Raw genomic sequence first — 26,882 nt, 5'->3', positions numbered from 1 at the left:
GTTTTTTTATTGTTAGAGGTTGTGAAAATGCAAGTAACGTCTGCAACGCGTTATGTGTTGGTCGCTGGTGAAGCGTCTGGTGATATCTTAGGGGCAAATTTAATTGCTCATTTAAAACTATTACAGCCCAACGCTACTTTTGAGGGAATTGGTGGCCCCTTAATGGAGGCGGAAGGTTTTAAAAGTATGGTACCTATGGACCGATTATCCGTAATGGGGTTGGTTGAGGTATTAGGGCGCTTAAGAGAGCTGTTAGGAATTCGTAAGCGTTTGTATGAAGATTGCTTAGCGAATCCACCAACAGCCTTTATTGGTATAGACTCTCCTGATTTTAATATGCCGTTGGCTAAAAAGCTTAAACATGCGGGGATTTCAACCGTTCATTATGTTAGTCCATCAGTCTGGGCGTGGCGTCAAAAACGAATTTTTAATATCAAAAAATCTGTCGACCTTATGTTGGCACTTTTTCCGTTCGAATTGCCAATTTATCATGAGCACAATATTCCAGTGGTCTGTGTTGGTCATACACTAGCCGATGATATTCCATTAGAAAGTGATGCTTTAGATGCAAGGCGAACGCTTAATTTAGCGGAAGTTTCTGGCCCTGTGTTTGGCATTTTGCCAGGATCGCGAGAGGGTGAGGTTTCAAGATTAGCGCCGCTTTTTATAGAAACAATGAAGCAAATTAAACAGCACCAGCCTGAAGCAACTTTTTTAATACCCGCCGCCAACCAAGAGCGGCGCTTACAAATTGAAAAAATTCTTCATGAGGCAAACGCAGAGGCGATTCTTGTTGATGGCAAATCTCGTGTCGTGATGGCTGCGTCAGACGCTATTTTATTGGCATCTGGTACTGCGGCTCTGGAAGCTATGTTAGTCAAGCGCCCTATGGTTGTTTCATATCGAGTGAATAAATTGACCTTTGCTATTATGTCTAGAATGATAAAGGTGCCATATGTTTCCTTGCCTAATTTATTGGCCAATGAAACCTTAGTGCCTGAATTGTTACAAGACGAAGCAACACCAGATAACTTGGCAGTTCGTTTGGTGCAAACTTGGAAGTCTTTTATCACGGATCAGTCTATTCAAGATAAATACCTTCAGTTACATAAAATGTTGCGTAAAAATGCAGGTGAAAAAGCGGCAGAAGCTATTGTTGCGATGCTTGAGGGTAAAGGAAAGTAATGGAACCTTTTGTTAGTCAGGTATATTTTGGTGATTTGTTAGCTGGTACTGATGAGGCTGGGCGAGGTCCGTTAGCTGGTGAGGTTGTTGCGGCAGCAGTGATTCTAGACCCTACTTGTCCTATCCTTGGTCTTGCGGACTCTAAAAAGTTGACAGAGAAAAAGCGTGAAGCTCTGTATGCCGAAATAATAGACAAAGCTTTAGCTTACGGTATTGCCAGCGCATCAATAGAAGAAATAGATGAGATAAATATTTTACATGCCAGTATGTTGGCAATGTCTAGAGCGGTGTCGCTTCTTTCTGTTAAGCCCGAGCATGTATTAGTAGATGGTAATCGTATTCCGCCTAATTTACCGTACTCTGCTGAAGCCGTTGTTAAAGGTGATGCTCGTCAAGCGGCTATTTCAGCCGCCTCAATATTGGCGAAGGTGACCCGAGATCGAGATATTATAAAAGCTGCAGATACATATCCTGCATATGGCTTTGAGAAGCACAAAGGTTACCCAACAGCTCAACACCTTGAAGCAATCCGTTTGTATGGTATTACGCCAATACATAGACGCAGCTTTGGTCCAGTTAAAAAGATTTTAGAAGGATAATATTTTGTCCACATCGTTTATACATCTTCGAGTGCATACAGAGTTTTCATTAGTCGATGGACTGGTGAAAATCAAAGGGCTGCTTGGTACAACTGAATTCATGTCCATGCCTGCTGTCGCCATTACGGATGAGAATAATCTGTGTGGCTTCGTTCGTTTCTACAAAGGCGCAATGGAAAAAGGCATCAAACCAATTTGTGGTGCCGACGTCGTGGTTGATGAAGATGAGTATGTAGATTCTCGCTATCGATTTACCCTATTGGCCACGTCAAATAAAGGCTACAAAAATATCATAGCCATTATTTCGAAAGGCTATCAATTAGGGCAAGTAGAAGGTCGTCCTATTGTTCAGCGAGAATGGATAGAAGAACATAGCGAAGATGTTATTGCTCTGTCTGGTGCAGGTTTTGGCGATATCGGCTACTTGTTGCAAAAGGGGCGAAATGAACAAGCCAAAAAACGCCTAGCACATTGGATGTCAGTATTTCCTGATCGTTTTTATGTTGAGTTACAGAGAACTAGTCGTCCTGGTGAAGAGACCTACATACATACCGTCGTTCCTCTTGCTAGTGAGCTAGGTTGCCCTGTTGTGGCGACGAATGATGTTCGCTTTTTAAAGCGAGAGAACTTTGATGCTCATGAAGCTCGAGTTTGTATTCATGATGGCGTTACGATTGATGACCCACGTCGTAGGCGTCGTTACTCTGAAGAGCAGTATTTTAAAACGCCTGAAGAAATGGCGGAGTTGTTTCAAGATATTCCAGAGGCATTGGAAAATACCGTCGAGATTGCAAAACGTTGTAGCGTAGATGTATTACTTGGTGAGTATTTTTTGCCGGATTATCCTGTGCCTGAAGGCATGACGATGGAGGAGTTCTTTAGCAAGCTTTCTTATGATGGTTTGATAGAGCGTTTTAATTTCCTCACTAAAAAATACGGTGAACGTATTGAAAAACGTCGCCAAGAATATTGGGATCGTTTGGATTTCGAGTTAACTATTATCAACCAAATGGGCTTTCCTGGGTATTTCCTGATCGTAATGGACTTTATCCAGTGGGCCAAAGATAACGATATTCCAGTTGGCCCTGGGCGAGGTTCTGGTGCGGGCTCTTTAGTGGCTTATGCGTTGAAGATTACTGACCTTGATCCACTTGAATACGATCTACTTTTCGAACGATTCCTGAACCCAGAGCGGGTATCCATGCCTGACTTTGATATTGACTTCTGCATGGATAACCGTGACCGAGTGATTGATTACGTATCACGTACTTATGGGCGTGATGCGGTGTCTCAAATCATTACTTTTGGTGCCATGGCAGCGAAAGCCGTGGTTCGAGATGTCGCAAGGGTGCAAGGCAAACCTTATAGCTTGGGGGATAAATTATCTAAGCTGATTCCTTTTGAAATCGGCATGACCCTTAAAAAGGCTTTGGAAGAAGAGCCTGCATTGCCTGAGTTTATCTCGGGTGATGAAGACGCAGCTGAAGTCATGGAAATGGCAATCTCTCTAGAAGGTGTGGTGCGTAACTTTGGTAAGCACGCTGGTGGCGTGGTAATCGCACCAACTAAACTGATCGATTTTGCTCCGCTCTATTGTGAAGAAGATGGCTCAGGTCTGGTTACCCAGTACGATAAAAATGACGTTGAAGAAGCTGGCTTAGTAAAATTCGACTTCTTGGGTCTTAAAACCTTAACCGTTGTCGATTGGGCTGTTAAAAACATTGATACCATCAATGCGCTAGAGGGCAAGCCACCGCTCGATATATCTTTAATCGACCTAGAAGATAAATCAACATATGACTTACTGAAACGAGCTGAAACCACCGCGGTATTTCAGCTGGAATCTCGTGGTATGAAAGAGTTGATTAAAAAGCTTTTGCCATCGCGCTTTGAAGATATTATCGCCTTGGTGGCCTTGTACCGTCCGGGACCTTTGGGGTCTGGCATGGTGGATGATTTTATCAACCGTAAGCATGGTCGTGCTGAATTGGCTTTCCCTCACCCTGATTATCAGCATCAAGATTTGATTCCGGTATTGGAGCCAACCTACGGCATTATCTTGTATCAAGAGCAGGTAATGCAGATTGCTCAGGTGTTGGCTAAATTCTCACTTGGTGGTGCCGATTTGTTACGTCGTGCCATGGGTAAGAAAAAAGCCGAAGTTATGGCTGAGCAGCGTTTGATCTTTATGGAAGGCGCTCTTAAAAACAACGTTGATAAAGACTTGTCAGGTAACATCTTTGACCTGATGGAAAAGTTCGCAGGGTATGGTTTTAACAAATCTCACTCAGCGGCATATGCATTGGTTTCGTATCAAACCGCTTGGTTGAAGAATCATTATCCGGCCCCATTTATGGCGGCAGTATTGTCTGCAGATATGCAGAACACAGACAAGATAGTTATCTTCATCGAAGAATGCCGATCTATGTCATTGGCTTTAGAGCTGCCGAACGTGAATGAGTCGGTTTATAAATTTACCGTTAATCCGAAAGGCGCCATTGTATATGGTCTTGGGGCCATTAAAGGTGTAGGTGAAGGTCCGATTGAGGCGATTGTAGAAGCACGCAAAGAAGGACCGTTTGAGCATATTTTTGATTTCTGCCAGCGTGTTGGGAAGAGAGTGAATAAGCGTGTTATGGAAGCCTTGGTGCGTTCCGGTGCGTTTGACACTATCGGGCCGAATCGTGCAACCTTGTTTGCCTGTATTGATGAAGCGCTTAAGAGAGCGGTACAAGATGCAAAGAACCAAGACGCCGGCATGATGGATTTGTTTGGTATTGCGGTAGAAGAAAATACGGAGGACGCTTATAAGGAAATAGGTATTCAACATGAATGGCCACCGCGTCAGCGACTTGATGGTGAGAAAGATACGTTAGGGTTATATGTTACAGGTCACCCCATTGATGAGTATGAAAAAGAGATACGTCGCTTTGTTCGCTCTAAGATAGTCGACCTGCAACCTAAACGTGGCGATACTCAAGTGATGGCGGGTCTGATCGTAGACTTGCGGATTACCAAGAGTAAAAAAGGTGGTAACATCGCCTTTGTCACGTTAGATGACCGTTCTGCCCGTATTGAAGTGACTGTTTTTCCTGATAATTACGAATCGTTTAGAGATGTCATTGTAAAAGATGAAGTTGTCGTGGTTGAAGGTGAAATTACTGTTGATGAGTTCAGAGGAGGGCAAAAGGTTATTGCGCGTAACATCCTCGATATTGCTCAGGCTCGGGTTCGTTATGTTGAAGCATTGCGTATTACTTGGACGTCTGAGACGGTGACACCAACAGAAATACAAGCGTTAGCGAATTATATGGAGTCCTATCGTGGCGATGGCTGTGATGTAGTTATTGGGTTCGACACGCCACAAGCATGTGGCGATATTCGCTTGGGTTCTGGTTGGAAAGTTCGTCCAGATGACGAATTAATTCACCAACTTCAGAAACAATACGGTAAACAAAATGTTCAGTTAGTGTATACTTAGACTCATTTAATAGTTTTGTAATGGAATGTAGCGTCGCGACACGCTAATAGAGCTATAGGACAAAGGATTTTTATCTTTTTTCTTTGAATTTGATGGCAACCAAACAGTAGTGTAATTAAACATGAATTTAAATTATCTCCCTTTTGAGCAGCCGATTGCTGAGCTCGAACAAAAAATCGAAGAGTTACGTTTAGTCGGTAATGACAATGAACTCAATATAAGCGATGAAATTAGTCGTTTAGAAGATAAGAAAGTAGCGCTTACAAAAAGCCTGTTTAGTAATTTAGGGGCATGGGAAGTTTCTCAGCTTGCGCGTCACCCAAAGCGCCCATATACACTTGATTATATTAAGCACGCTTTTACCGACTTTGAAGAAATGCATGGTGACCGTCATTACGCTGACGACCGTGCCATTGTTGGTGGTATTGCTCGTTTAGATGGCCGTCCTGTGATGGTTATTGGTCATCAGAAAGGCCGTGAAGTCAAAGAAAAAGTATTACGTAACTTTGGTATGCCTCGTCCAGAAGGTTACCGTAAAGCACTGCGTCTTATGGAAACGGCTGAGCGCTTTAATATGCCAATTATTACTCTTATTGACACACCTGGGGCTTACCCTGGTATCGGCGCTGAAGAGCGTGGTCAAAGTGAAGCGATTGCTTTTAACTTGGCGGTTATGTCTCGTTTGAAAACACCGATTATTTCTACCGTTATTGGTGAAGGTGGTTCTGGTGGTGCATTGGCGATTGGCGTATGTGATGAGCTAATGATGCTGCAATACGGAACTTACTCAGTTATCTCTCCGGAAGGTTGTGCTTCTATTTTGTGGAAGAGTGCTGATCGAGCTTCTGATGCTGCTAAGGCAATGGGCATTACGGCTCCTCGCCTACAAGAACTTGGCTTTGTGGATACGATTATTCAAGAGCCTCTTGGCGGCGCACATATTTCTCATGAACAAATTGCGCAAAGTTTGAAGCAAAATGTTCTTGCGGCATTGGATCGTATGGAAGCATTGACGACAGATGAGCTATTGGCTCGTCGTTACAGCCGTTTGATGTCTTACGGTCTATAAGTTTTTCTTTTCTTAAAAAGCCTCCTATATTTAGGGGGCTTTTTTGTTTCTTGCGTTTAAGGTGCTTTGCTTTCGGGCTTTATAATGAAACGATCAATCTCTAAACCGCTGACTTCTCTATCTCCTCTCAGGTTTAATGCTGAGTGGATTGCCGCTGTATTCTCTAAGCAGGCAAAAGTGTGGGTTGGCTTTAGTGGTGGTGTCGATTCTCATGTTTTGCTTCATGCCTTGGTCAATCAAATCTCAGTGGAGCAAAAACGGCAACTTGTCGTGCTTCATGTTCATCATGGTTTAAGTGCTAATGCCGATAATTGGCTAAAGCATTGTGAGATGATTTGCACCAACCTTGATGTGTCTTTTGTTGCTGAGCGGGTGCAGTTAGAGGCTCAAGCATCCCTAGAAGATGCAGCTCGCAATGCTCGTTACCAAGCCTTTCATAAAGTAATGGGTAAGCAAGACGTTATTTTGCTTGCTCATCATGCTGGCGATCAGGTTGAAACTCTATTGTTCCGTTTGTTGCGCGGAACTGGTGGAAAGGGGTTAGCGGGCATTCCGCAAGAAAGATTAATAGGAAATAGCGGGGCTTGTTTAATTCGACCCTTTTTAAAGGTGTCGAAAAAGGATATTGAAACCTATGCATATCAGCATCAATTGACTCACATTAATGATGAATCGAATGGCGATGAGCGCTTTACACGTAACTTTCTTCGTCAAAGTGTTGTGCCGATTTTAAAAGAGCGTTTTCCAAAAATGGAATCTAGCATCGTCTCGAGTGCTGAGCGAATTGCCACGGATTACGAGATGCTTTCTCAGTTTGCTCATCAGCAGTTAGTCAGTTGGTGTAACGAGTTTGGCGGTCTGGATTTGTCATGTATTGCAGATAAGCCATTTGAAGAAAGGTTGTTTTGGTGGCGACATTTTTTACAGGATAATGATGTTTCATTGTCGCAATCTCAGCTGGAAAGTGTTGCCGCTATGTTTTCTAGTGCAGAGGACAAGCAACCAGAATTTGAGTTTTCTCGTGGTCGTATAATGCGTCATCAGAATACAGTATATCTATTGCCTCTGGATAAAGACGTTAAACTGGCTGCATTGTGTCCAGGGGAAAGCTTTAAGCGCGCTTTTGACTGCGTTTGCGTTACCGGAAGCGAGTCATGTGTATTGAAAGCACGACCACAAGGTGAAAGCTTACTAATGCCTAATGGCACAACTCGTAAATTAAAAAAATGGTTTAATGATCACGCTATTCCTAGTTGGTGGCGAGAGCATCTTCCTTATTTGTATGAGGGTGATACATTGGTTGCGATTGGCGATCTATGGCAGCACCCAGATTATACGCACCTCAAAGTGTGTTGGCTTCTAAATCAAAATTTACCTTTTCCTAAAGGTGTCTAGAAAAGTGCTTGCCGAAATAGTTGTGCTTTTATTTGGCTGTTAGGTGCACAATTTTTTGGTGTTATCTAGATATAATTCTATGCTTAATCAATGAACGGGCTTCCGATAACGTCGGTACATTGCCTAATATATTAACGTGACAGGATTTCTTAATGCTTCAAATTGCTGCTCTTGGTGGGTTGGAGTTTAGCCCTCTGGTTGTTTACTTTCCTATCGCTTTCTTGTTAGCGGCACTCACGCGCTTTGTTCTTCATCGTTTAGACTGGTACGACCGTATTTGGAAAGTTGCTTGGTTCGAAGTGTCTTTGTTTGTGTGCTATTTGGCTCTGACTGTTTATGTCCTAGGTGGAAGATAAATCAATGACAAAATATCTACGAATTTTTATTACTTTATTGGTTATTTTGGCTGCGCTGTTTGCCGGTCGGTGGGTGTGGAATGATTATATGCATTCACCATGGACTCGAGATGGGCGTATTCGCGCTGAAATCGTGACGGTTGCACCTGATGTTTCTGGTTGGGTGACAGACCTGAAAATCACCGATGATCAAATGGTCAAAGAAGGCGAATTACTTTTTAGTGTAGACCGACAGCGCTACCAAGCCGCGCTTAATCAAAGTAAAGCCAGTACAGAAAATGCTAGATACACTTGGCAGCTAGAGAAGCATAAAAATGAACGGCGTACAGCTTTGCGAAAACAAGAAGCTATTAGCGCAGAAGATCTAGAGTCGTCACGCATTAGTACTGAAATTGCCAAAGCTAATTACGATTTGGCCGTTGCGCAACAAGAAACCGCGCAGCTTAATTTGGATCGTACTAATGTTTATGCTCCAGTATCTGGTCATATTATTAATCTGAATTTGCGTAAAGGAAATTATGTTGGGCAGGGTTCTCCTGTTTTTGCGATTGTTCAATCTAATTCGTTTTATGTGACTGGCTACTTTGAGGAAACCAAAATACCGCTTGTTCATTTAAATCAGCCAGCCAAAATCACCTTGCTGAGTGGTGGTAAGCCATTGACAGGTCATGTAGTGAGTATTGGTAAAGCCATAGCGAACACCAATACCCAAAGTAATGGTCAGCTTTTGCCGCAGGTTCAACAAACCTTTAACTGGGTGCGCTTGTCGCAGCGTATTCCTGTTGATATTAAGCTTGATTCATTACCAGAAGGAACTCAACTTAGCGCTGGCATGACGGCCACTATTCATCTGGCTAAACAGTAAGGAGATCGCTTTGGGGATAGTGCTTCGCAATCTGTTTTTACCAGAAAAACAGGCAGTTATTTTTGCGCTGAAAGGCATTATCGCAATGGCGATGGCGCTCACTCTTGCCTTATCTCTAAATCTTGATCGTCCATACTGGGCATTGGTTTCCGCTGTTTTTTTGCAAATGCGCCCTGAAAGCGGTTTGGTGATTGAAAAGGCTATGTGCCAAATTATCGGGACGATTATTGGCGGCCTATTTGGTATTGTGTTGTTAGCGTATTTAATGCCTTACCCTTATTTGGCTTTAGGTGTTCTGGCGTTGTGGTTGGGGGTGAATTCCGCTTTATCTGCTATGGTTCGACAAGCTAACTTTGTCTATGCGTTCGCCATGGCAGCAGTAACGTCGGAGATTATTGTATTAATGGTGATGGCTAGCCCATCCACTGCTGACAGCCAAGCGGTGTTTGATATTGCTCAAGCGAGAGTTAGCGAAATCATTATTGGCTCTATTTGCGCTGGCGTAGTCAGTCATATGTTCTGGCCTGTAAAGGTAAAAGACAGCCTGCAACGACAAGCAAGATCGGTTATTAATCAGACTTTACAGTATCTAGTGACGGAATTGGATAAGTCAGGAACTCATGAAAATCGCCATAAACAGATTGATGGCATTATGGCGACGTTAGGTATGGTTAGCGAAGACTCTAGCGCGGTGAGTTATGAAGGTCCAAAAGGACCAGGGCATACACGAGCGGCTAATCAATTGGCTCAAAAAGTTTTGTCTTTGTTGGCCTTGGTACAAATATTTGGTCGCTTACAGCGTCGCCATACAGAGCTGATGACTCCTACTTTAACTAAACTGCTCGATCGATTGAGAGACGCATTTGGACGGATTGCAGAATCAGAAGATTTTGATTATTGCTTAGAACAAGTCAAAACATTACGCAGTGACCTTGCTGACTATCGTTTGAATAATGACTCAGAGGTGCCTTTCGAATCTCATTTGCTGAATGTCGGTGCAGAGATCACATCGGAATTGACTGTTTTGTTGCGAGCTTTTCGTGCACTGGAAGAGCGCGATAGCACCTTGCTGAATGCACCTAGTATGCTGACTTATCGTGATCCACTAGCGGGACTCATCATTGGTATTCGTACTATGGTTGTATTTTTAATTGGTGCTTGTATTTGGGTTGGTACGGGTTCTTCAGCTGCGCTTATGATTATGATTTTACCAGTCATTTTTTCTATCATGTTGGCCCGATTGCCCTTGATGATTCTAAAAGTGGTTTTGAAACGGCTGCTAATTGGTGTCGTCGTGGCGGTACTGGTAGCGGTTTTATTTGCGCTAAACTTATTGGCTCAGAGTTCTGGCCAATTAGAAATTTTGTTACTTGTACTAGCTGTACCTTATTTTATCGGTTTGTTGCTTCTCTTTGATCGTCAGACTTTGCCATATGGTTTAGGGTTTTGTATTCCTTTTTCTATTCTTGTGAGTCCTAGTCGAGATATGAGTCGGGCTTTTTCTATTGATTTCACAATAAGCTCTGCCATGGCTATTTTTGCTGGCGTAAGTATTTTGTTTTGGGTATTCCACTTAATTACAGGGCCAAGTGTTCAGTTGTTGGTCCACAGGATATTTAAAACGACTTACCAAGATTTATTGGAAGTCAACCAACATGCTGCTCCTGCTGCTTGGTATAACCGTCGGATGGCTGATAGGTTATTGCGCTTAACAAATTACGATCAAGGTTCTAAGTCACGTGCTATTACAGATTTAGCATTAACTGCTTTGAATCTCGGACATGTGTCTGTTCGCCTGCGTTCCATTTGTGAAAACTTGGCTGGTAAGCAACTGCAATCATTAGAAAGGTGGCAGACAGCCTTGGCAGAAGCATTTTTATTAGCAAGTAAGGGGCGGTGTGATGATAGCTTTGAAAAAGCCAGTCAGTCTTTATATTACGAGCTACTTGCTTTGGAAGGCAATTCCAGCCAGGTTGAAGCGATTCAAGGTATGTTTTTGCGCATTAACCTGACTTTCGAGCGCAGTGCAGAAGCCATTGCAATGCAGAAAGTGTAGATAAAAAGTGGCTATATTTTTAATAGCCAATCTGCCTGATCTTTGTATGTTGCAACTAGTTCAGCGTTTAAGCCATCGCTTTGATTTATCCTGTTCATTGCTTGTGTATGGCTAAACCCCCAAGCCTGCATATGGCGATTTGCCAAGCGCTCGATTGCAACGTCAACAGGAATGTCTAAAAACCAATGTTCGTTGAATAAGGCTTGTGACTCTTGCCAGCCATCTTGTTGGTGTAACAGATATAACCCTTCTATTAATATGACTTTTGTTTCTTTTTTGATCGATGCGTCGTTTGCAATTGGGTCGCCAAGGGCATGGTCAAAGCTTGGCCACAATATATCTTCTTGCTGGTAACTTTGTTTAATTTTCTTCACCCGTTCGACAAAGGCCACGCTATCAAATGTCCAAGGCGCACCGCGCCTAGCAAAAGCATCTTCGGCATTGGGCAGGCGATGAAGCTGCTCTTTTGATAAATGGAAACCGTCCATTGAGAGACAAACCACTTGAGTGTCTTGTTGCTTGGTAAAGTGATCGAGTAAATAGTTCGCTAGAGTGCTCTTTCCGGAGCCTGGCCCACCAGTTAAACCTATCAAGCAGCGATTTGGCTGCTTAGTATAGGATTTAATTTTGTTTAGAGCAGTTTGGACATCGGTTGAATTTGCATAGCTGTCGTAAATATCAATAGCCATGATTTCTCCTGTTTTTTGTTTTTTTACTGGTAGTTAGCGCGAGCTTGTTAAGGTGATTCTCCACTTTATGTGAACTGATAATGCAATGAGGTACGTACTTAAGTAAAGCCATAAAGAAAGACTGTTATGTTGCTGAAAGAGCTTAAAAAAATTCTTCATGTTGATAAGGTCAAACTGCATTCTTTGGAGTCTAACCTTTACCAGCTATCAGTGGTGATTGATGGAGACGAGCAATACATCGAAACGGACAATGGACGTTTTATAACCAGCCATAACAAATTAGACCTACAGGCGTTGTTTAAAGGCAAGTCCGTTGGCGCTACGGTGCTTTGTCATCGCAGTGCTTATGACGAAATGATAGGGCAGCCGATTGGTGTTGGGAATATATTAGAGGTACCAATAGGGAATACCGATCTAGCTTAGCTCATTTGATGGAGGAGTTTCTTAGAGAGCTGAATTCACATTGTTTAGAACTTGCATCTTCTCACCGCTTTCTTCCATTTTGGAGAATGTTTTTGCGTAGCCGTGAGTAGCGTTTGCATGTTCCCGCATGATGGCTTCAGCACGACTCCCTTGGCCGTTAGTGATGGCATCAAAGACGGCGTGGTGTTGCATATGGGCAAAGTTAAAGCGTCGATATTCTTGAGCTAAGTTATTTTGATCAAATGCTAAAGCGCTAACGGAAGCAAAGGGAAGGTGTTCATTGCGGCTTAATGCTTCAGCGATGGCAGGGTTCAAGCTGGCTTCAATAATAATCTGATGAAAGCGCTGATTTATGTCGTGATAAAGGGCGAGGTCTTGTTCGTCTATGCTGCCTTTTACGAATAAGTCATCACCTTGCCTTAATAGTGTTAATAGTTCATGTTTTTGTTCGTTGGATAGCGAATTTTCAGCGGCTTGTCTTGCGGCTAACCCTTCGAGCACGCCGCGTACTTCGATAGAACCGCTGATTTCTGCTTGTGTCACTTGGCGGACAATATACCCCCGTCCGGACAGTTTCGTTAGTAGACCTTCTTGTTCTAAAGTCCTGAAGGCAATGCGTACCGGAGTTCGTGAAACACCAAGTTGCTCAGCGGTGGGGATCTCTGCAAGACGTTGTCCTGAGGCCAAATCGCCAGATAAAATCATTTGTCGTAATCGACTAATTACTTGTTGTCCAGGTTTGTTCATAGCTCTGGCCCCTACATTTTATGAAAAATTATCATAACGCATACGAAGACAAAAAAGGAATAATTGGATCCAATAAAGAAGTGTTTATTTATCAATAATTTAGTTTTTTTGGTGTTATTCATTTTACGCATATTGGATCCAATTAATATATATCTATATTGTTTTATGTTTTTTTTCATCTATATTGGATCCAATAAATAAAAATAAAAGCAGGAGAATTCCAATGAGTAAGCAAACTTATCCAAAAAATGCGTGGTATGTCGCTGCTATGTCTGAAGAGGTTATGGGCAGTAAACCTCTTGGTCGTAAGATCTGTGGTGAAAGCATCGCTTTTTACCGTTCCCTCGAAAATGAAATTGCTGCGGTATTGGATTTTTGCCCACATCGTGGTGCCGCTCTGTCTTTAGGTTATGTGGAAGACGGTCTTTTGGTTTGTGGTTACCATGGCTTAAAAATGGGCGCGGAGGGCAAAACCAAAGAAATGCCTTTGCAGCGAGTAAAAGGCTTTCCATGTATGAAATCCTACGCAGTTGAAGAGCGTTATGGTTTCATTTGGGTGTGGCCAGGTGACCAATCTCAAGCTGATAAATCATTGATCCCTCATCTAGAATGGGCTGTAAATCCTGAATGGGCTTATGGTGGAGGCTTGTATCATATCAATTGTGATTATCGCCTTATGGTGGATAACTTGATGGATTTGACCCATGAAACCTACGTTCATGCTAGTAGTATTGGTCAGAAGGAAATTGATGAATCACCAGTTTCTACGACAGTAGAAGGTGATAAAGTCATTACCAGTCGTTATATGGAAAACATCATGGCACCACCATTTTGGCAAGCTGCTTTGCGTGGTAATGGTTTGGCCGATGACGTTTTAGTAGATCGCTGGCAAATTTGTCGTTTCAGTCCGCCTTCTCATGTGATGATTGATGTTGGTGTTGCTCATGCTGGTAATGGCGGCTTTGAAGCGCCAGCAGACAAAAAGGCTAGCAGTACTGTAGTGGATTTCATTACTCCAGAAACAGAAACGTCTATTTGGTATTTTTGGGGAATGGCGCGTAATTTTAAACCGGAAGATAAAGCGCTAACCGATACTATTCGTGAAGGGCAAGGCAAAATTTTCGCAGAAGATTTAGAGGTGCTTGAGCGTCAACAACAAAACTTATTAGCATTTCCAGACTATGACTTATTGAAGCTAGACATTGATGCCGGTGGTGTTCAATCACGACGAATTATAGATCGTGTGATTGCGAATGAGCAGCTTGGAAAAGAGCAGGGCAATACTTCAAACACACAAACTACTGCACCTTTGCAGACAGTGTCATTTTAATTAAGTTGGTGCTTACCAGAGCGCTGCTTCTTTGGCTCTCTGGTTAATAAGAATAATAGATTAGGAGTGCCAAATGATTCCGGTCATTGTAAGAAATATGGTCACAGAAGCGCGAGGAATTGTTCGACTTGTGCTGGGCTCTGTAGATGGTTCGGCGCTACCTGCTTTTGAAGCAGGGGCGCATATTGATATTAAGTTGCCAAGTGGTTTAACCCGCCAATATTCATTGTGTCGTCTTCAAGAAGACGCGCAGTACTATGAAATTGCGGTTTTAAAAGACCCACAATCAAGAGGTGGATCCGCTGAAGTTCATAATTTGAGCATAGGTGATTCTATCTCAATAAGTGAACCGAAAAACCATTTTCCTTTGGTGGAAACAAAGCGTCATAGCGTTTTAGTAGCTGGTGGTATTGGAGTAACGCCAATGCTGCCAATGGCGCAGCATTTGCAAAAAATGGGACTGCCTTTTGAATTTCACTATTGTGCAAGATCTCCTGAGACGGCCGCCTTTTCTTCTGCGTTAGAGGCATCCTCTTTTGCAGATAAAATGCATTTCCATTATAGCCAGGTGGCGGGGTCTAGCCGCATGGATGTAGTGAATGTGTTGTCATGTCATTCGAATGACTCTGAACTGTATATTTGTGGTCCAGCGGATTTTATTAATGGCGTCTTGCAGCAGGCAAAAATGTTAGGTTGGCCTGAAGATCGTTTGCATAGAGAGTTTTTTGCAGCACCAGCGCTCGATGAAAATGTAAGTGAAAATACCGCGTTTAAAGTGAAAATTCATAGTACAGGTGAGGTTTTTGATGTTGAAGCTGACCAGAGTATTTTTGAAGTATTAGATACTAATGGTGTTTTCCTTGCCGTCTCTTGTGAATCGGGTGTTTGTGGCACTTGCCAAACAGGAGTTATAGACGGAACCCCAGATCATCGAGATGTCTTTTTGACGGATAAAGAACATGCCAAAGGTAAGCTTGTGATGCCTTGTTGTTCCCGCTCTAAAACGCCTGTCTTGGAGCTGGATTTATAGATCTGCTTTCACTGTCTTGATTTTTCTTGTAGTGAATCCTTCACTCAATGTAAAACAACTGTGTTTTACATTGAGTGAAGGGGCTTCGGATGTTATTATTTTCCCCCGTCCTGAAGGTACATTGTCATGTGCCTTCAAATCTCATTTTTTTATATTTGTAAGGCGGGTTAAACACTCATGGCGACACGATATATTTTCGTTACAGGCGGTGTAGTTTCATCTCTTGGTAAAGGTTTGGCAGCAGCATCTTTGGCCGCTATCCTTGAATCTCGTGGTCTAAAAGTCACCATGCTAAAGCTAGATCCATACATCAACGTGGATCCTGGCACCATGAGTCCTTTCCAGCACGGCGAAGTTTACGTTACAGAAGACGGTGCCGAAACGGATCTAGATCTAGGCCACTACGAGCGTTTTATTTCCACTAAAATGGGCAAACGCAATAACTTCACCAGTGGCCGTGTTTATCAACATGTTCTTAAAAAAGAACGTCGTGGTGAATACCTTGGTGGAACCGTTCAAGTTATTCCTCATATTACCGATGAAATTAAACGCCGCGTTATTTCTGGTGCTGAAGGCGCAGATGTTGCTTTGGTTGAAATCGGTGGTACGGTTGGTGATATCGAATCACAACCTTTCTTAGAAGCGGTACGTCAGCTTAAAGTTGAATTGGGTGCACGTCGTGCTTTGTTCATGCATTTGACTCTTGTCCCTTACATTCGTACTGCCGGTGAAACCAAAACCAAGCCTACCCAACACTCTGTGAAAGAACTTCGTTCTATCGGTATTCAGCCAGACATTCTTATTTGTCGTTCTGAAGTGTCTATCGAAGCGCCAGAGCGTAAGAAGATCGCCTTGTTTACCAGCGTTGAAGAACGCGCGGTTATTTCCCTTCCTGATGCCGATACTATTTACCGTATCCCTCAGATGTTGAACGACCAAGGCTTAGATAGCTTGATTGTTGAACACTTCAACTTAGATTGTAACATGCCAGATCTTGAAATCTGGAATAAAGTGACTCAAGCGAAATTGAACCCTGAAAAGCAAATCAATATCGCCATGGTTGGTAAATACATGGAGTTGTTGGACGCCTACAAGTCTTTGATTGAAGCGATGGATCATGCGGGTATTCATGCTCGTACTAAAGTGAAACTGCATTACATTGACTCTGAAAGTATCGAAGAAAAAGGTACTGATCAATTAAAAGGAATGGACGCTATTCTTGTTCCTGGTGGTTTCGGCGAACGTGGTGTTGAAGGTAAGATATTAACAGCTCAGTATGCTCGTGAAAACAAAGTGCCTTACTTAGGTATTTGTTTGGGTATGCAAGTAGCGGTTATCGAATTTGCTCGCAATGTGGCAAATTTAGCCGGTGCACACAGCACCGAGTTTAATTTAAAAGCAGAGAACCCAGTTGTTGGTCTGATTACAGAATGGACCAATGCAGAGGGTTCCAAAGAAATCCGGTCAGAGGAATCCGATCTAGGTGGAACGATGCGTCTTGGCGCGCAGAACTGTAACCTTACGGAAGGCACAAAAGCCTTTGAAGCTTATGGTGAAGCGGTCATAAAAGAGCGTCATCGTCATCGTTATGAAGTAAATAACTTTTATGTTGAAGATCTGATGAAAGCAGGTCTGACGATTTCAGGTCGTTCAGAAGACAATTCTTTGGTTGAGATGGTAGAGATTGCCGATCACCCTTGGTTTGTTGCTTGTCAGTTCCATCCGGAGTTCACTTCTACACCTAGATATGGACACGGCCTGTTTAGTGCCTTTGTACATGCGGCACTTAAATACGCAGGAAAAGAAAAATAATTTGAGCAAACAGGTAGTTTGTGATTTTTCATTTATTTTAAGAGGTTTGTTATGAGTCAAATCGTTGATATTAAGGCCAGAGAAGTATTAGATTCTCGTGGTAATCCTACTGTTGAAGCTGATGTTATTTTGGCAGACGGCTCCGTAGGTTCAGCGTGTGCACCGTCTGGTGCCTCTACCGGTTCTCGTGAAGCATTAGAATTACGTGATGGCGACAAAAGTCGTTATCTAGGCAAAGGTGTATTGAAAGCGGTTGCAGCGGTTAACGGTCCTATCCGTGACGCTTTGATCGGCAAAGATGCCCTTGCTCAAGCAGAATTAGATCAGATTATGATTGATCTAGACGGCACAGAAAACAAATCTACTTTTGGCGCTAACGCTATTTTGGCGGTTTCTTTGGCAGCGGCGAAAGCGGCAGCAATTTCTAAGAAAATCCCATTATACGCTCACATTGCTGACATCAACGGCACACCAGGCGTTTACTCAATGCCTGTGCCTATGATGAACATCATTAATGGTGGTGAGCATGCAGACAACAACGTTGATATTCAAGAATTCATGATTCAACCAGTTGGTGCGCCAAATTTTCGCGAAGCATTACGTTACGGTGCTGAAATCTTTCATGCGCTGAAAAAAGTATTGAGCGATCGTGGTTTAAGTACAGCAGTTGGTGATGAAGGTGGTTTTGCCCCTGATTTGTCATCCAATGCTGAAGCATTGGCTGTTATTAAAGAAGCCGTTGCAGCAGCAGGTTACGAGCTAGGTAAAGACATCACTTTGGCGATGGATTGTGCTGCCTCTGAGTTTTACGACAAAGAAGCAAACATCTACAACCTTAAAGGTGAAGGTAAGAAATTCACGTCTGAAGAGTTCAACGTCTTCTTACAAGACCTTACTAAGCAGTATCCGATTGTTTCTATCGAAGACGGTCTTGACGAGTCAGACTGGGATGGCTTCGCACATCAAACTAAATTAATGGGCGATAAAATCCAATTAGTGGGTGATGATCTTTTTGTTACCAACACTAAGATTTTGAAACGCGGTATTGATAACGGCATTGCGAACTCAATCTTAATCAAGTTTAACCAAATCGGTTCTTTAACTGAGACGTTAGCAGCTATTAAGATGGCAAAAGATGCTGGTTTTACTGTTGTTATTTCTCACCGTTCTGGTGAGACAGAAGACGCGACTATTGCAGACCTTGCAGTAGGTACAGCAGCTGGCCAAATTAAGACGGGTTCCCTATGTCGTTCTGACCGTGTTGCTAAATACAACCAATTGCTACGTATTGAAGAGCAATTAGGTGGTAAAGCTCCGTACAAAGGTCTTTCTGAGATTAAAGGTCAAGCTTAATATCGTCTTGACTTAAAAAAGGGAGAACTTGGTTCTCCCTTTTTTTATTTTTTTTTGATTCAATTCCTTTGATAATAAGGAATGTATTTTTAGGCTTCTGAGGGTGTTATGGCGCGTTTGTTAATTTTCTTCTTCGTCTGTGCCGTGGGTTATCAATCTTATCATTTGTACTTTGGTGAACAGGGCGTTAAGCGCCAAGAAGAGCTGGCAAAGCAAATTGCTTATCAGGAACGAATAAATTTACGCTTAAAACATCGAAATCAAGCACTTAGAGCGCAAGTACATGATCTTCGCCTTGGAGAAGAGGCGGTAGAAGAACACGTTCGTAGTGAGTTGCAATATATAAAAGATGGTGAAGTATTTTATCGTATGGTAAATAAAAAATGACACAGGCTTTCTGGGTTATTATCCCTGCTGCTGGTGTTGGTCAGCGTATGCAAGCAAGTTTTCCCAAGCAATATTTATCACTTGCTGGGGAAACCATTCTAGACCGAACCATAGCCTTGTTTATTTCGCATCCATTAATCGCTGGTGTGTTGGTTGGTGTTGGCCAAGAAGACGCTTATTGGCAGCATTCTAAGTGGTATAATCATGAGCTGGTAAAAGCCTTTGTTGGTGGTGAAGAGCGCAGCGACACAGTGCAAAAAGGATTACGCTATCTTTTAGGTATGCCTGATGTAAATGAACATCAAGTAGTGTTGGTTCATGATGCGGCGAGACCTTTATTGAGCCAAGACGCGCTTAATCGAATTATGAACCACCAATCTGAACACGGTGCTATTTTAGCGATGCCTGCTAAAGATACGGTAAAACTTCAGTTAGCAGAGCAGCCATTAGTGGATGCAACGCTGGACCGGAGTGCTATCTGGTTGGCTCAGACACCACAAAAATTTCCTCTTTTAGCCCTTTTGGATTCATTAGAAAGAGCGCAATTAGAAGGCGTTTCTATAACGGATGAATGCTCTGCGATGGAATTTATTGGTTGGCATCCGGACCTAGTTATTGGTGAGAGTAGCAACATTAAAATAACCTTACCTGAAGATTTGCTGATCGCAGAAGCGCTGTACTCTTACCTTTCAAAATTACACTAACAGTGCATTGTATCGCACAGGAGTAACTATCATGATGCCATTTCGTATCGGCCATGGTTTTGATGTACATAAATTTGGTGAAGGTGATCACATTGTTCTGGGCGGTGTATCAATTCCTTATTCTCAAGGGCTGATAGCTCACTCTGATGGCGATGTAGCTCTACATGCTTTAACAGACGCTTTGTTGGGCGCTGCAGCACTGGGTGATATAGGCAAGCATTTCCCTGATACCGACGACGCATTCGCTGGAGCTGATAGTCGAATCTTATTAAAACGTGCTTACCAAGAAATACAGGCACTGGGTTTTGGTGTGGCTAATGTTGATGTCACTATTATTGCTGAAGCGCCAAAAATGCGTCCTTATATTGATGCAATGCGAGCGAATATTGCCGAGGATTTAGCGGTTGATATCGGCACGGTTAATGTGAAAGCGACAACAACGGAAAAGTTGGGGTTTACAGGGCGTAAAGAGGGAATCGCAGTTGAAGCGGTTGCTCTCATTTTTAAACAGGATCAAATATGAATACCGAATGGCGATACGCTTGGTCTAAGCCGACGGTTACTGGGGATTTGAAAACCCATGTACAGGATTTTTATGTTGAAGAGCAATTAGGTTTTGAACCTGATGGTAAAGGGGAATTTTGCTTCGTATTTATTGAAAAGGAGGGAGTAAATACCGATTTTCTTGCTAAACGTTTGGCTCAGCTTGCTGGTATTGCACCTAATAAAGTGACTTACAGTGGTGTAAAAGATCGCCATGCTTGTACGCGCCAGTGGTTCTGTTTGCATGTTTTGAATCAAGAACCAGACTTGTCGACGATTCAAGAAGCGTTCAGGGAGCCTGAAAGTGTTCGAGTGGTTGCACAGTTACGTCATTCCAAAAAGCTTCGTACCGGAACGCATTTAGCGAATCGTTTTGTGATTCGAATGCGCGGTATTCATGGTGATCTGGATGAACTTGAAGCCCGCTTGAATCTGATAAAACTAAGTGGTGTGCCTAATTATTATGGTCCGCAGCGCTTTGGTATAAACGGTAATAATTTGCACTATGGGAAAGACTTTGTCTTAAAAGGGCGGCAAAGTCGCCGCAAGCTTTCTAAGACAGAGTCTTTCTGGTTATCTGCTATTCGATCTTGGTGTTTCAATGAAGCCTTAAGTGACCAAGTTGAAAATGGTATGTGGATGCGTTTGTGTGATGGTGATATCGCTCAGTTTCAGCACAAAGATGAGCAATTCCGCGTGAAGGAAGTTGGTGCTTTGATGCATTTAAGTGTGCAGCGCGGCAGTATAAGCCCTGTTTTACCTATGATTAGTGCAGGTTGGGAAGCGGGTACAGGCGCGCAGAGAGAGGCAGCAATTAAAAGCTCTTTGTCAGAGAGTATGGACTTAGTTGATTCACTCATTGCTTTTGATCTTTCTAGAGATAGTCGGTTAGCTCGTCTTGTTCCTATGAACATGGCGTGGGAATTGCTAAGAGAAAGCGAAGAGAATACGCAACTGATTGTGGAGTTTTCTTTACCAAAAGGGTGTTTTGCGACCAGTTTACTTCGCGAGATGATTGATTTTACGGATAAGTCAGCTGAGAAATATCATGAGAATATTGATCGCCAATGATGATGGTCTTGATGCAGTTGGCATACAAACGTTAGCACAACATTTACAGCAAGAATACGATGTTTTAGTGGTCGCCCCTGATCGAAATCGTAGCGGTGCGAGCAATTCTTTGACGTTAACTCGCCCACTGCAACCTACTGAAGTTCGCCCACATTTTTTTCGTGTCGATGGTACACCGACAGATTGTGTCAATTTGGCGCTGTCTGGGATGATTGATGGTGAGGTTGATTTGGTCGTATCTGGCATCAATCATGGCGCCAACTTGGGTGACGATGTTATTTATTCTGGTACCGTTGCTGCGGCGATGGAAGCGCGTCACCTAGGTCGTCCGGCATTGGCTATTTCTTTGGTTGGGAGTCAGCATTTTGAGACGGCTGCAAAGGTTGTTGTTCAACTACTAAAAGATGCTCCGACGCTTACTTTATCAGCGGGTATTTTACTGAATATCAATGTTCCAGATGTTCCATACGGCGAGTTAAAAGGTATTCAGGTTACGCGTTTAGGTTATCGTCATAAAGCTCAAGCCCCAATTTCTGCACAGCACCCGCGTGGTTTACCGAGCTACTGGATTGGCGCTTTGTCTGAGCCTCATGATATGTCTGAAGGGACAGATTTTTGTGCGATTGAAAATGGTTATGTTTCTATTACGCCAATTCACACCGATATGACCTGCTATGAAGCCCAGTCACCACTTGAAAGATGGACTGATACAATAACCCTATGAGTCTTCACGATCTTAATTGGTTAATAACACACTCTGAGTCTCGGTCCTCTAGGATGATTCATCAGCTTAGAGAGCATGGGATTAGTCATGAAGAGCTATTAGCTTTAATGGGGTCTGTTCCTCGTCATGATTTTGTTGAGCCCGCCTTTTCCCATCTTGCGTATTCGGCAACCCCACTTCCAATTGGTCGAAATCAGACGATTAGTCAGCCGCTGACGGTTGCTAGAATGACAGAATGGCTGCTGTCTCATTCTCGACTTGGGCGTGTGTTGGAAGTGGGAACTGGTTCTGGTTATCAAACTCGTATCTTGTCGCATTTTTTTAATAAAGTTCACACTGTCGAACGTCAAGAGTCGCTTTATCTACTGGCGAAACAGCGCTTGTCATCAATGGGGGTGAATAATGTTGAATATTTGTTTGGTGATGGTCAGGCTGGTTGGCCAAATAAAGTAGAGATGGATGCTGTTATTATTACCGCGATGGCGAGCAAAATTCCGTTGGCTTTAACAAATTGCTTAAAGCAGCAAGGGATTCTTATTATGCCAATTGATCATCCTAGCCCACAGATTGGTTGTTGGCGAAAAGAAGGTGATCGTTGGAAATGCTTAGGGACTGAATCTGCATATTTTGTCCCTTTATTGGAAGGAATGGAATATGCCTAAATGGCTTAAAGTGTACTTGAGTGGCGTATTGATGGGCGCGGCTGATGTTGTCCCAGGTGTTTCTGGTGGTACGATTGCGTTCATTTTAGGAGTTTATGAACGCCTTATTAATGCCTTGAGTGGCGTTAATAAAGATAGCTTATGTATGTTATTTAAAGGCAACGTCAAAGCTTTGTGGCAGCATTTTGATGGTGCTTTCTTATTATCATTGGGGGCTGGAATTGTGACCAGTATTTTCTTGCTGGCGGGTTTAATTACACATCTTTTATTAGAATACCCCAGCTATCTATGGAGCTTCTTTTTTGGCCTTATTTTAGCGTCTGCTTATTTTTTAATTAGTCAAATAGAAGGCTTTACCCATAGGCATTTTGCGGGCCTTATTGTTGGGATTGCGATAGGTTCTAGTTTGTCATTACTGGTTCCCACTCAACTGAACACATCCCTTATTATGGTGTTTTTCTCTGGGATGATTGCCATTTGTGCAATGATTTTGCCAGGGATTTCCGGGAGTTTTCTGTTGCTGATGATGGGGATGTATGGATTTATTCTGTCTGCAGTTAAGAGTGTCGATCTTGCCGTGATTGCCACTTTTGCAGCGGGAGCACTGATAGGGCTGTTGAGCTTTTCTAAAATTCTGCGTTATTTACTTAATCATGTAAGGTCCATGACTCTCTCTGTTTTAACAGGTGTTATGCTAGGTGCGCTAGTAAAGGTGTGGCCGTGGAAAGTGACAGATGAGTGGGCGCTAATTGGGGATAAGAAATACCCTATACAAGAGCATTTGATTTTGCCTTGGAATGGTATCAATTTTTATTGGCCAATGGATTTTTTGCTTCCCGTAGTCTTTGTTTTTATGGGGTTTTTGAGTGTGGTTCTCATTTCTTACATTTTTTTACGAAAAGACACAAATGTAAATAATGGGTTGTAAGTGGCAGTTAAGGTGATGAGCTATTTTTTGTAGTGTAGCGAATAGACAGAATATTTTATCGCTAACCCGCTTGATGGGTTGGCTAGGTTTTTTTTGTCTTTTTTTATCTGGTTGCTCTTATGAAGTGCTCCATTATTCGGCGAAAAATAACCGCACATATGCATCGAATAATGCCAGTGTTTCTTCTATTCCATCTTCCGGTATTCATCGTGTTCAAAGTGGTGAAACCTTGTTCTCTATTGCCTTTCGCTACGGATTAGACTATCGAGATTTAGCGAAAGCTAATCGTATTGATGCGCCTTATACCATTTATCCAAAGCAAAAAATTCGTCTGGTAAATAGTGGAGGATCTGTCGCATCAGTAAGTCCGAAATCATCATCGTCTTCAACTCCTTTAATAGTGCAGAGCGCGAAAAGTACACCAGTCAAAACAGTGACGCCGACAACGACTAAAACAGCTGTAACGTCACCTAAGAGCGACACTAAAGACAGTAAAATCACCAGTGATTGGTTCTGGCCAGTAGACGGTCAGGTCACTAGGGGCTTTTCAAATAGCGGCGTTAGTAGTAAAGGTATAGATATAAAAGCAGCAGAAGGAGCTTTGATAACAGCCGCAGCTGATGGAACGGTTGTATATGCAGGCAGTGGTCTAATTGGATATGGAAATCTTGTGATAGTGAAACACAATGATGTGTACCTTAGTGCTTATGCTTATAACGAAAGGATCTTGGTAAAAGAAAAACAAAATGTTCGTGCTGGCGACTCTCTTGCTGTTATTGGTGGTAAGGGAGAGGATAGACCACTTCTTCACTTTGAAGTACGTCGTGATGGTCAGCCGATCGATCCGCTAGATGTTTTACCCAAATAAATTAAGCGAATTGGCGTTTTAAGGAGGGGGCATGAAGTTGGCAAATATGGAAAAAGAAGCAACAAAAGTTTCGAATACGGAGGATTTTGATTTCGAGTCTGTGAGTGAGTATGACGAGAATGAGGATCTAGTAGACGAAGAATTTGAATCGGCAGTAAATGCTCGATATGCGGATGCTGATACTAGTCGCAATTTAGATGTTACTCAGTTGTATCTGAGTGAAATCGGTTTTTCACCACTGCTTAGTGCAGAGGAGGAAGTATACTTCGCTCGCCTTTCTCTTAAGGGTGACGAAAAAGCACGTAAACGCATGATAGAAAGTAATTTGCGTTTGGTTGTGAAAATATCACGACGTTACCTAAATAGAGGCTTATCTTTATTGGATCTTATTGAAGAAGGTAACCTAGGTTTAATTCGTGCCGTCGAGAAGTTTGATCCTGAGCGAGGTTTCCGTTTTTCCACTTATGCAACTTGGTGGATACGACAAACCATTGAGCGTGCGATTATGAATCAAACTCGAACTATTCGTTTGCCTATCCACGTTGTTAAAGAGCTCAATGTATATTTGCGGGCAGCTCGTGAGCTAACACAGAAACTAGATCATGAACCAAGAGCCGAAGAAATTGCAGAAATGCTCGACTGTCCTGTTGAAGACGTGCAGAAAATGCTTGGGCTTAATGAGAAGGTAAGCTCGATAGATGCAACTTTCGGTGGTGAGAATAACGATAAAAGCTTGGTTGAAATTTTAGCGGACACTCTTCACCAAGGGCCTGAAGCTGATCGCCAAGATGGTGATGTTATCCACAGTATTGAATTGTGGCTAAATGAACTGAGTGAGAAGCAGTGTGAGGTGATTACTCGTCGCTTTGGGCTACGAGGTCACGAGGCTAGTACACTTGAGCATGTCGGTGCTGAGATAGGTCTGACTCGTGAGCGAGTTCGCCAGATTCAAGTAGAGGCATTGCGCAAGCTGCGATTGATCATGGATAAGGAAGGGCTGGCTTTAGACGATGTTATCCGCCTCGATGATTGATTGCGTATTCGGTTAAAAAAACAGATATGAAGTGGCCCCCAATAGTTGGACAACCAACATTGGGGGTTCTTTTTTATCAAAGCAATACTAGGTTATTAGGTGTCTTGGTGTTGTTCTGGGTTGGTGATCTCTTCAACATACTGTTGAATTTGTTGTTTATACTTGTCAGAAAGTCCTTTTACTTCATACGCTAAAATTTCGTTGCCGTCATCCTCTATTATCTCTGGTAGCCCAGTAAAAACACGGTTTTGAATGTGAGATAAGGTGAAAATGTCATCGCTAATAACCAAGGTGTTCATGCTTTCTGAACGACTGAGTTGATGAATGTTGCTTAAGAGCGCTTCTATATCATCTGGTTCAAAGTGATTCTCTTTTACCATATTGGTTATGTAGGGGTTACCTTGATGTAGGCCTAAATGAAAGTTGAGTTTGGGGATGTTTGTGTACAAATCGTTTTCAAGTAATTTATCCATTAAGCCCAGAAAGAGCTGGGCAGTACAGACAGCATTAATATAGAGATTATCCTCACAATGACGCGCGCTGAAAAGAATGATCGCCGAATCATTTTTATACTGATGAACTTGACCTAAGTACATTTCACTTGCTTGGAACATAGCTCTATAAACAGGAGTTAACAGGTTAGCGACTTGCAATGGCGTCATGGTCTCATGCCATTCTTTTAGGTTAAGAATGTCGAAATACAACACGCAACTACGGTTTCTAGATTCTTCAAAAATAGCTTCGAAATTCATTTCGAATTGAGGCTTTGCTAACTCGGCTATTTTTTCTTCTTTCGCTTCGCTTGCTTTCTCTATGATCGCCTCTTGAGGTTTTATTGCCTGTACTATCGTAACAGCCTTCAGTAGCGCTCGTGCTTCTTTATAAGGAGGTACTGGTATGTCAGCAGGGCTTTTTCCTTTACTGTAAGCAATAAGCGCTGATGTTGCTTCATTCACCGGAGTGAGTAGCCATTTGGTGACGAGTATGATCACTAATAACGCTATGGTACAAGTAAAAATAGCAACACCGATTAAAAGGTTATTCAAATGCTGGAGTGTCGCTTGGGCGGGGGTTTTATCTAGAGTAATAAGAACATGACCAACAATTTCATCCCTAAACTTGATGCTTGAACTGTACACTCGACGTTTGTCGTTAGGACGAAAGTCTTGTTCAGACTGCATTCCAGAATGACCGCTGTCGGCTTCTGCAAGTAGTTCGTCTTTTTTGTTATAGACTCGAGCACTTAATATATTGTCGTCAACCACTAGTCGATTCAACAAAACATTAAGGCTTAATAAATCGTTGTTCAATATCGACTGTGTAGCATTAAAAGCTGCTTGGGTTGCTAAACTGCTACCTAATACTTCTGTTTGTTGTGATAAATAGTTTCCCAGGGCATGGGTCATCGTATACCAAAAAATACAGACGGTAAGAATCATTAATGAAATAAAAGTGGCAATGGTGACAACTGATGCGCTGAGCTTCTCTCGTATAAATGCACGAATTGCATGGGTTTTAGGCTGGATGTCCATTCATTTCCTTTGGTAACACGTAGAACAATGACTAAAGTAT

General features: G+C 42.6%; 25 protein-coding genes. 22 read left to right on the top strand and 3 right to left on the bottom strand.

Annotated elements, in window-relative coordinates; all coding sequences use genetic code 11:
• Nucleotides 1-27 precede the first annotated feature (27 nt).
• The 8 genes from lpxB to JSY38_RS04530 all read left to right on the top strand — a co-directional run bounded on the left by lpxB (nucleotide 28) and on the right by JSY38_RS04530 (nucleotide 11,006).
• The gene (lpxB, locus tag JSY38_RS04565; RefSeq protein ID WP_205115503.1) at nucleotides 28-1,185 is read left to right on the top strand and encodes a lipid-A-disaccharide synthase; all 1,158 of its coding nucleotides are present in this window, start codon (nucleotides 28-30) and stop codon (nucleotides 1,183-1,185) included.
• On the top strand, nucleotides 1,185-1,784 hold the full coding sequence (gene rnhB, locus JSY38_RS04560; protein ID WP_205115501.1) for a ribonuclease HII: 600 nt from the start codon (nucleotides 1,185-1,187) through the stop codon (nucleotides 1,782-1,784). The genes lpxB and rnhB overlap by 1 nt, the downstream gene beginning before the upstream one ends.
• Before the next feature lie 4 nt (nucleotides 1,785-1,788).
• Complete coding sequence (dnaE, locus tag JSY38_RS04555) at nucleotides 1,789-5,265, top strand: DNA polymerase III subunit alpha (protein WP_205115499.1); 3,477 nt, start codon at nucleotides 1,789-1,791, stop codon at nucleotides 5,263-5,265.
• A gap of 121 nt (nucleotides 5,266-5,386) precedes the next feature.
• Nucleotides 5,387-6,334 carry an acetyl-CoA carboxylase carboxyl transferase subunit alpha gene (gene accA / locus JSY38_RS04550; protein WP_114410780.1) on the top strand — a complete coding sequence of 316 codons (948 nt, stop codon included), beginning with the start codon at nucleotides 5,387-5,389 and terminating at the stop codon, nucleotides 6,332-6,334.
• 84 nt (nucleotides 6,335-6,418) lie between these two features.
• The gene (gene tilS / locus JSY38_RS04545; RefSeq protein WP_205115497.1) at nucleotides 6,419-7,729 is read left to right on the top strand and encodes a tRNA lysidine(34) synthetase TilS; all 1,311 of its coding nucleotides are present in this window, start codon (nucleotides 6,419-6,421) and stop codon (nucleotides 7,727-7,729) included.
• Nucleotides 7,730-7,881: 152 nt separating this feature from the next.
• Nucleotides 7,882-8,085: a DUF1656 domain-containing protein gene (locus JSY38_RS04540; RefSeq protein WP_114413434.1), complete on the top strand. Its 204-nt coding sequence runs from the start codon at nucleotides 7,882-7,884 to the stop codon at nucleotides 8,083-8,085.
• A 4-nt stretch (nucleotides 8,086-8,089) separates the two neighbouring features.
• A complete protein-coding gene (locus tag JSY38_RS04535) occupies nucleotides 8,090-8,950 on the top strand; it encodes an efflux RND transporter periplasmic adaptor subunit (protein WP_205115489.1) in 861 nt (286 codons plus the stop codon).
• Nucleotides 8,951-8,969: 19 nt separating this feature from the next.
• The gene (locus JSY38_RS04530) at nucleotides 8,970-11,006 is read left to right on the top strand and encodes an FUSC family protein (protein ID WP_239544512.1); all 2,037 of its coding nucleotides are present in this window, start codon (nucleotides 8,970-8,972) and stop codon (nucleotides 11,004-11,006) included.
• A gap of 11 nt (nucleotides 11,007-11,017) precedes the next feature.
• On the opposite strand, the gene JSY38_RS04525 is transcribed toward JSY38_RS04530, so the two are convergent.
• Nucleotides 11,018-11,695 (bottom strand): nucleoside/nucleotide kinase family protein, encoded by a 678-nt coding sequence (locus JSY38_RS04525; RefSeq protein WP_239544323.1) that lies wholly within the window; start codon nucleotides 11,693-11,695, stop codon nucleotides 11,018-11,020.
• 126 nt (nucleotides 11,696-11,821) lie between these two features.
• Here JSY38_RS04525 and JSY38_RS04520 point away from each other — a divergent pair, with 126 nt between their 5' ends.
• Nucleotides 11,822-12,118, top strand: a complete 297-nt coding sequence (locus JSY38_RS04520) for a DUF6482 family protein (protein WP_114413430.1) — start codon at nucleotides 11,822-11,824, stop codon at nucleotides 12,116-12,118.
• A gap of 21 nt (nucleotides 12,119-12,139) precedes the next feature.
• Here the strand turns inward: JSY38_RS04520 and JSY38_RS04515 are convergent, their stop codons facing one another.
• Nucleotides 12,140-12,865, bottom strand: a complete 726-nt coding sequence (locus JSY38_RS04515) for a GntR family transcriptional regulator (protein ID WP_114413429.1) — start codon at nucleotides 12,863-12,865, stop codon at nucleotides 12,140-12,142.
• Between the two features lie 223 nt (nucleotides 12,866-13,088).
• Here JSY38_RS04515 and JSY38_RS04510 point away from each other — a divergent pair, with 223 nt between their 5' ends.
• The 13 genes from JSY38_RS04510 to rpoS all read left to right on the top strand — a co-directional run bounded on the left by JSY38_RS04510 (nucleotide 13,089) and on the right by rpoS (nucleotide 25,310).
• Nucleotides 13,089-14,195 carry an aromatic ring-hydroxylating dioxygenase subunit alpha gene (locus JSY38_RS04510; RefSeq protein ID WP_205115485.1) on the top strand — a complete coding sequence of 369 codons (1,107 nt, stop codon included), beginning with the start codon at nucleotides 13,089-13,091 and terminating at the stop codon, nucleotides 14,193-14,195.
• Between the two features lie 73 nt (nucleotides 14,196-14,268).
• The gene (locus tag JSY38_RS04505; RefSeq protein WP_205115483.1) at nucleotides 14,269-15,225 is read left to right on the top strand and encodes a PDR/VanB family oxidoreductase; all 957 of its coding nucleotides are present in this window, start codon (nucleotides 14,269-14,271) and stop codon (nucleotides 15,223-15,225) included.
• Nucleotides 15,226-15,402: 177 nt separating this feature from the next.
• Complete coding sequence (locus JSY38_RS04500) at nucleotides 15,403-17,037, top strand: CTP synthase (RefSeq protein ID WP_205115481.1); 1,635 nt, start codon at nucleotides 15,403-15,405, stop codon at nucleotides 17,035-17,037.
• Nucleotides 17,038-17,088: 51 nt separating this feature from the next.
• A complete protein-coding gene (gene eno, locus JSY38_RS04495; RefSeq protein ID WP_114413425.1) occupies nucleotides 17,089-18,390 on the top strand; it encodes a phosphopyruvate hydratase in 1,302 nt (433 codons plus the stop codon).
• 108 nt (nucleotides 18,391-18,498) lie between these two features.
• Nucleotides 18,499-18,777, top strand: a complete 279-nt coding sequence (locus tag JSY38_RS04490; RefSeq protein ID WP_012069014.1) for a septum formation initiator family protein — start codon at nucleotides 18,499-18,501, stop codon at nucleotides 18,775-18,777.
• Nucleotides 18,774-19,481, top strand: a complete 708-nt coding sequence (gene ispD, locus JSY38_RS04485) for a 2-C-methyl-D-erythritol 4-phosphate cytidylyltransferase (protein WP_205115480.1) — start codon at nucleotides 18,774-18,776, stop codon at nucleotides 19,479-19,481. Before JSY38_RS04490 ends, ispD begins: the two co-directional genes overlap by 4 nt.
• Nucleotides 19,482-19,512: 31 nt before the next feature.
• The gene (ispF, locus tag JSY38_RS04480) at nucleotides 19,513-20,004 is read left to right on the top strand and encodes a 2-C-methyl-D-erythritol 2,4-cyclodiphosphate synthase (protein WP_114413423.1); all 492 of its coding nucleotides are present in this window, start codon (nucleotides 19,513-19,515) and stop codon (nucleotides 20,002-20,004) included.
• The gene (truD, locus tag JSY38_RS04475) at nucleotides 20,001-21,095 is read left to right on the top strand and encodes a tRNA pseudouridine(13) synthase TruD (protein ID WP_114413422.1); all 1,095 of its coding nucleotides are present in this window, start codon (nucleotides 20,001-20,003) and stop codon (nucleotides 21,093-21,095) included. The genes ispF and truD overlap by 4 nt, the downstream gene beginning before the upstream one ends.
• Nucleotides 21,073-21,819 carry a 5'/3'-nucleotidase SurE gene (surE, locus tag JSY38_RS04470; protein WP_205115478.1) on the top strand — a complete coding sequence of 249 codons (747 nt, stop codon included), beginning with the start codon at nucleotides 21,073-21,075 and terminating at the stop codon, nucleotides 21,817-21,819. The genes truD and surE overlap by 23 nt, the downstream gene beginning before the upstream one ends.
• On the top strand, nucleotides 21,816-22,481 hold the full coding sequence (locus tag JSY38_RS04465; protein ID WP_114413420.1) for a protein-L-isoaspartate(D-aspartate) O-methyltransferase: 666 nt from the start codon (nucleotides 21,816-21,818) through the stop codon (nucleotides 22,479-22,481). Before surE ends, JSY38_RS04465 begins: the two co-directional genes overlap by 4 nt.
• Nucleotides 22,474-23,409 carry a DUF368 domain-containing protein gene (locus JSY38_RS04460; protein WP_205115477.1) on the top strand — a complete coding sequence of 312 codons (936 nt, stop codon included), beginning with the start codon at nucleotides 22,474-22,476 and terminating at the stop codon, nucleotides 23,407-23,409. The genes JSY38_RS04465 and JSY38_RS04460 overlap by 8 nt, the downstream gene beginning before the upstream one ends.
• A 124-nt stretch (nucleotides 23,410-23,533) precedes the next feature.
• Entirely contained in the window at nucleotides 23,534-24,277 is a 744-nt protein-coding gene (locus JSY38_RS04455; protein WP_239544320.1) for a peptidoglycan DD-metalloendopeptidase family protein, read from the top strand.
• Between the two features lie 31 nt (nucleotides 24,278-24,308).
• Nucleotides 24,309-25,310: an RNA polymerase sigma factor RpoS gene (gene rpoS, locus JSY38_RS04450; protein ID WP_114413417.1), complete on the top strand. Its 1,002-nt coding sequence runs from the start codon at nucleotides 24,309-24,311 to the stop codon at nucleotides 25,308-25,310.
• 95 nt (nucleotides 25,311-25,405) lie between these two features.
• Here rpoS and JSY38_RS04445 read toward each other — a convergent pair whose 3' ends face one another.
• Nucleotides 25,406-26,842, bottom strand: a complete 1,437-nt coding sequence (locus JSY38_RS04445; RefSeq protein ID WP_114413416.1) for an AhpA/YtjB family protein — start codon at nucleotides 26,840-26,842, stop codon at nucleotides 25,406-25,408.
• Nucleotides 26,843-26,882: the final 40 nt, after the last annotated feature.

Source organism: Marinomonas foliarum (genome assembly GCF_016906065.1).
Taxonomy (GTDB): Bacteria; Pseudomonadota; Gammaproteobacteria; order Pseudomonadales; family Marinomonadaceae; genus Marinomonas; species Marinomonas foliarum.
The sequence above is the reverse complement of the archived record's forward strand: the minus strand, read 5'-3'. Positions and strand labels throughout refer to the sequence as shown.

What these genes read in the sequence shown, in the direction of transcription:
- lpxB (WP_205115503.1), top strand. Translation starts at nt 28, where the DNA reads ATGCAAGTAACGTCTGCAACGCGTTATGTGTTGGTCGCTGGTGAAGCG.
- rnhB (WP_205115501.1), top strand. Translation starts at nt 1,185, where the DNA reads ATGGAACCTTTTGTTAGTCAGGTATATTTTGGTGATTTGTTAGCTGGT.
- accA (WP_114410780.1), top strand. Translation starts at nt 5,387, where the DNA reads ATGAATTTAAATTATCTCCCTTTTGAGCAGCCGATTGCTGAGCTCGAA.
- tilS (WP_205115497.1), top strand. Translation starts at nt 6,419, where the DNA reads ATGAAACGATCAATCTCTAAACCGCTGACTTCTCTATCTCCTCTCAGG.
- JSY38_RS04540 (WP_114413434.1), top strand. Translation starts at nt 7,882, where the DNA reads ATGCTTCAAATTGCTGCTCTTGGTGGGTTGGAGTTTAGCCCTCTGGTT.
- JSY38_RS04535 (WP_205115489.1), top strand. Translation starts at nt 8,090, where the DNA reads ATGACAAAATATCTACGAATTTTTATTACTTTATTGGTTATTTTGGCT.
- JSY38_RS04525 (WP_239544323.1), bottom strand. Translation starts at nt 11,695, where the DNA reads ATGGCTATTGATATTTACGACAGCTATGCAAATTCAACCGATGTCCAA.
- JSY38_RS04520 (WP_114413430.1), top strand. Translation starts at nt 11,822, where the DNA reads ATGTTGCTGAAAGAGCTTAAAAAAATTCTTCATGTTGATAAGGTCAAA.
- JSY38_RS04515 (WP_114413429.1), bottom strand. Translation starts at nt 12,865, where the DNA reads ATGAACAAACCTGGACAACAAGTAATTAGTCGATTACGACAAATGATT.
- JSY38_RS04510 (WP_205115485.1), top strand. Translation starts at nt 13,089, where the DNA reads ATGAGTAAGCAAACTTATCCAAAAAATGCGTGGTATGTCGCTGCTATG.
- JSY38_RS04505 (WP_205115483.1), top strand. Translation starts at nt 14,269, where the DNA reads ATGATTCCGGTCATTGTAAGAAATATGGTCACAGAAGCGCGAGGAATT.
- JSY38_RS04500 (WP_205115481.1), top strand. Translation starts at nt 15,403, where the DNA reads ATGGCGACACGATATATTTTCGTTACAGGCGGTGTAGTTTCATCTCTT.
- eno (WP_114413425.1), top strand. Translation starts at nt 17,089, where the DNA reads ATGAGTCAAATCGTTGATATTAAGGCCAGAGAAGTATTAGATTCTCGT.
- JSY38_RS04490 (WP_012069014.1), top strand. Translation starts at nt 18,499, where the DNA reads ATGGCGCGTTTGTTAATTTTCTTCTTCGTCTGTGCCGTGGGTTATCAA.
- ispD (WP_205115480.1), top strand. Translation starts at nt 18,774, where the DNA reads ATGACACAGGCTTTCTGGGTTATTATCCCTGCTGCTGGTGTTGGTCAG.
- ispF (WP_114413423.1), top strand. Translation starts at nt 19,513, where the DNA reads ATGATGCCATTTCGTATCGGCCATGGTTTTGATGTACATAAATTTGGT.
- truD (WP_114413422.1), top strand. Translation starts at nt 20,001, where the DNA reads ATGAATACCGAATGGCGATACGCTTGGTCTAAGCCGACGGTTACTGGG.
- surE (WP_205115478.1), top strand. Translation starts at nt 21,073, where the DNA reads ATGAGAATATTGATCGCCAATGATGATGGTCTTGATGCAGTTGGCATA.
- JSY38_RS04465 (WP_114413420.1), top strand. Translation starts at nt 21,816, where the DNA reads ATGAGTCTTCACGATCTTAATTGGTTAATAACACACTCTGAGTCTCGG.
- JSY38_RS04460 (WP_205115477.1), top strand. Translation starts at nt 22,474, where the DNA reads ATGCCTAAATGGCTTAAAGTGTACTTGAGTGGCGTATTGATGGGCGCG.
- rpoS (WP_114413417.1), top strand. Translation starts at nt 24,309, where the DNA reads ATGAAGTTGGCAAATATGGAAAAAGAAGCAACAAAAGTTTCGAATACG.
- JSY38_RS04445 (WP_114413416.1), bottom strand. Translation starts at nt 26,842, where the DNA reads ATGGACATCCAGCCTAAAACCCATGCAATTCGTGCATTTATACGAGAG.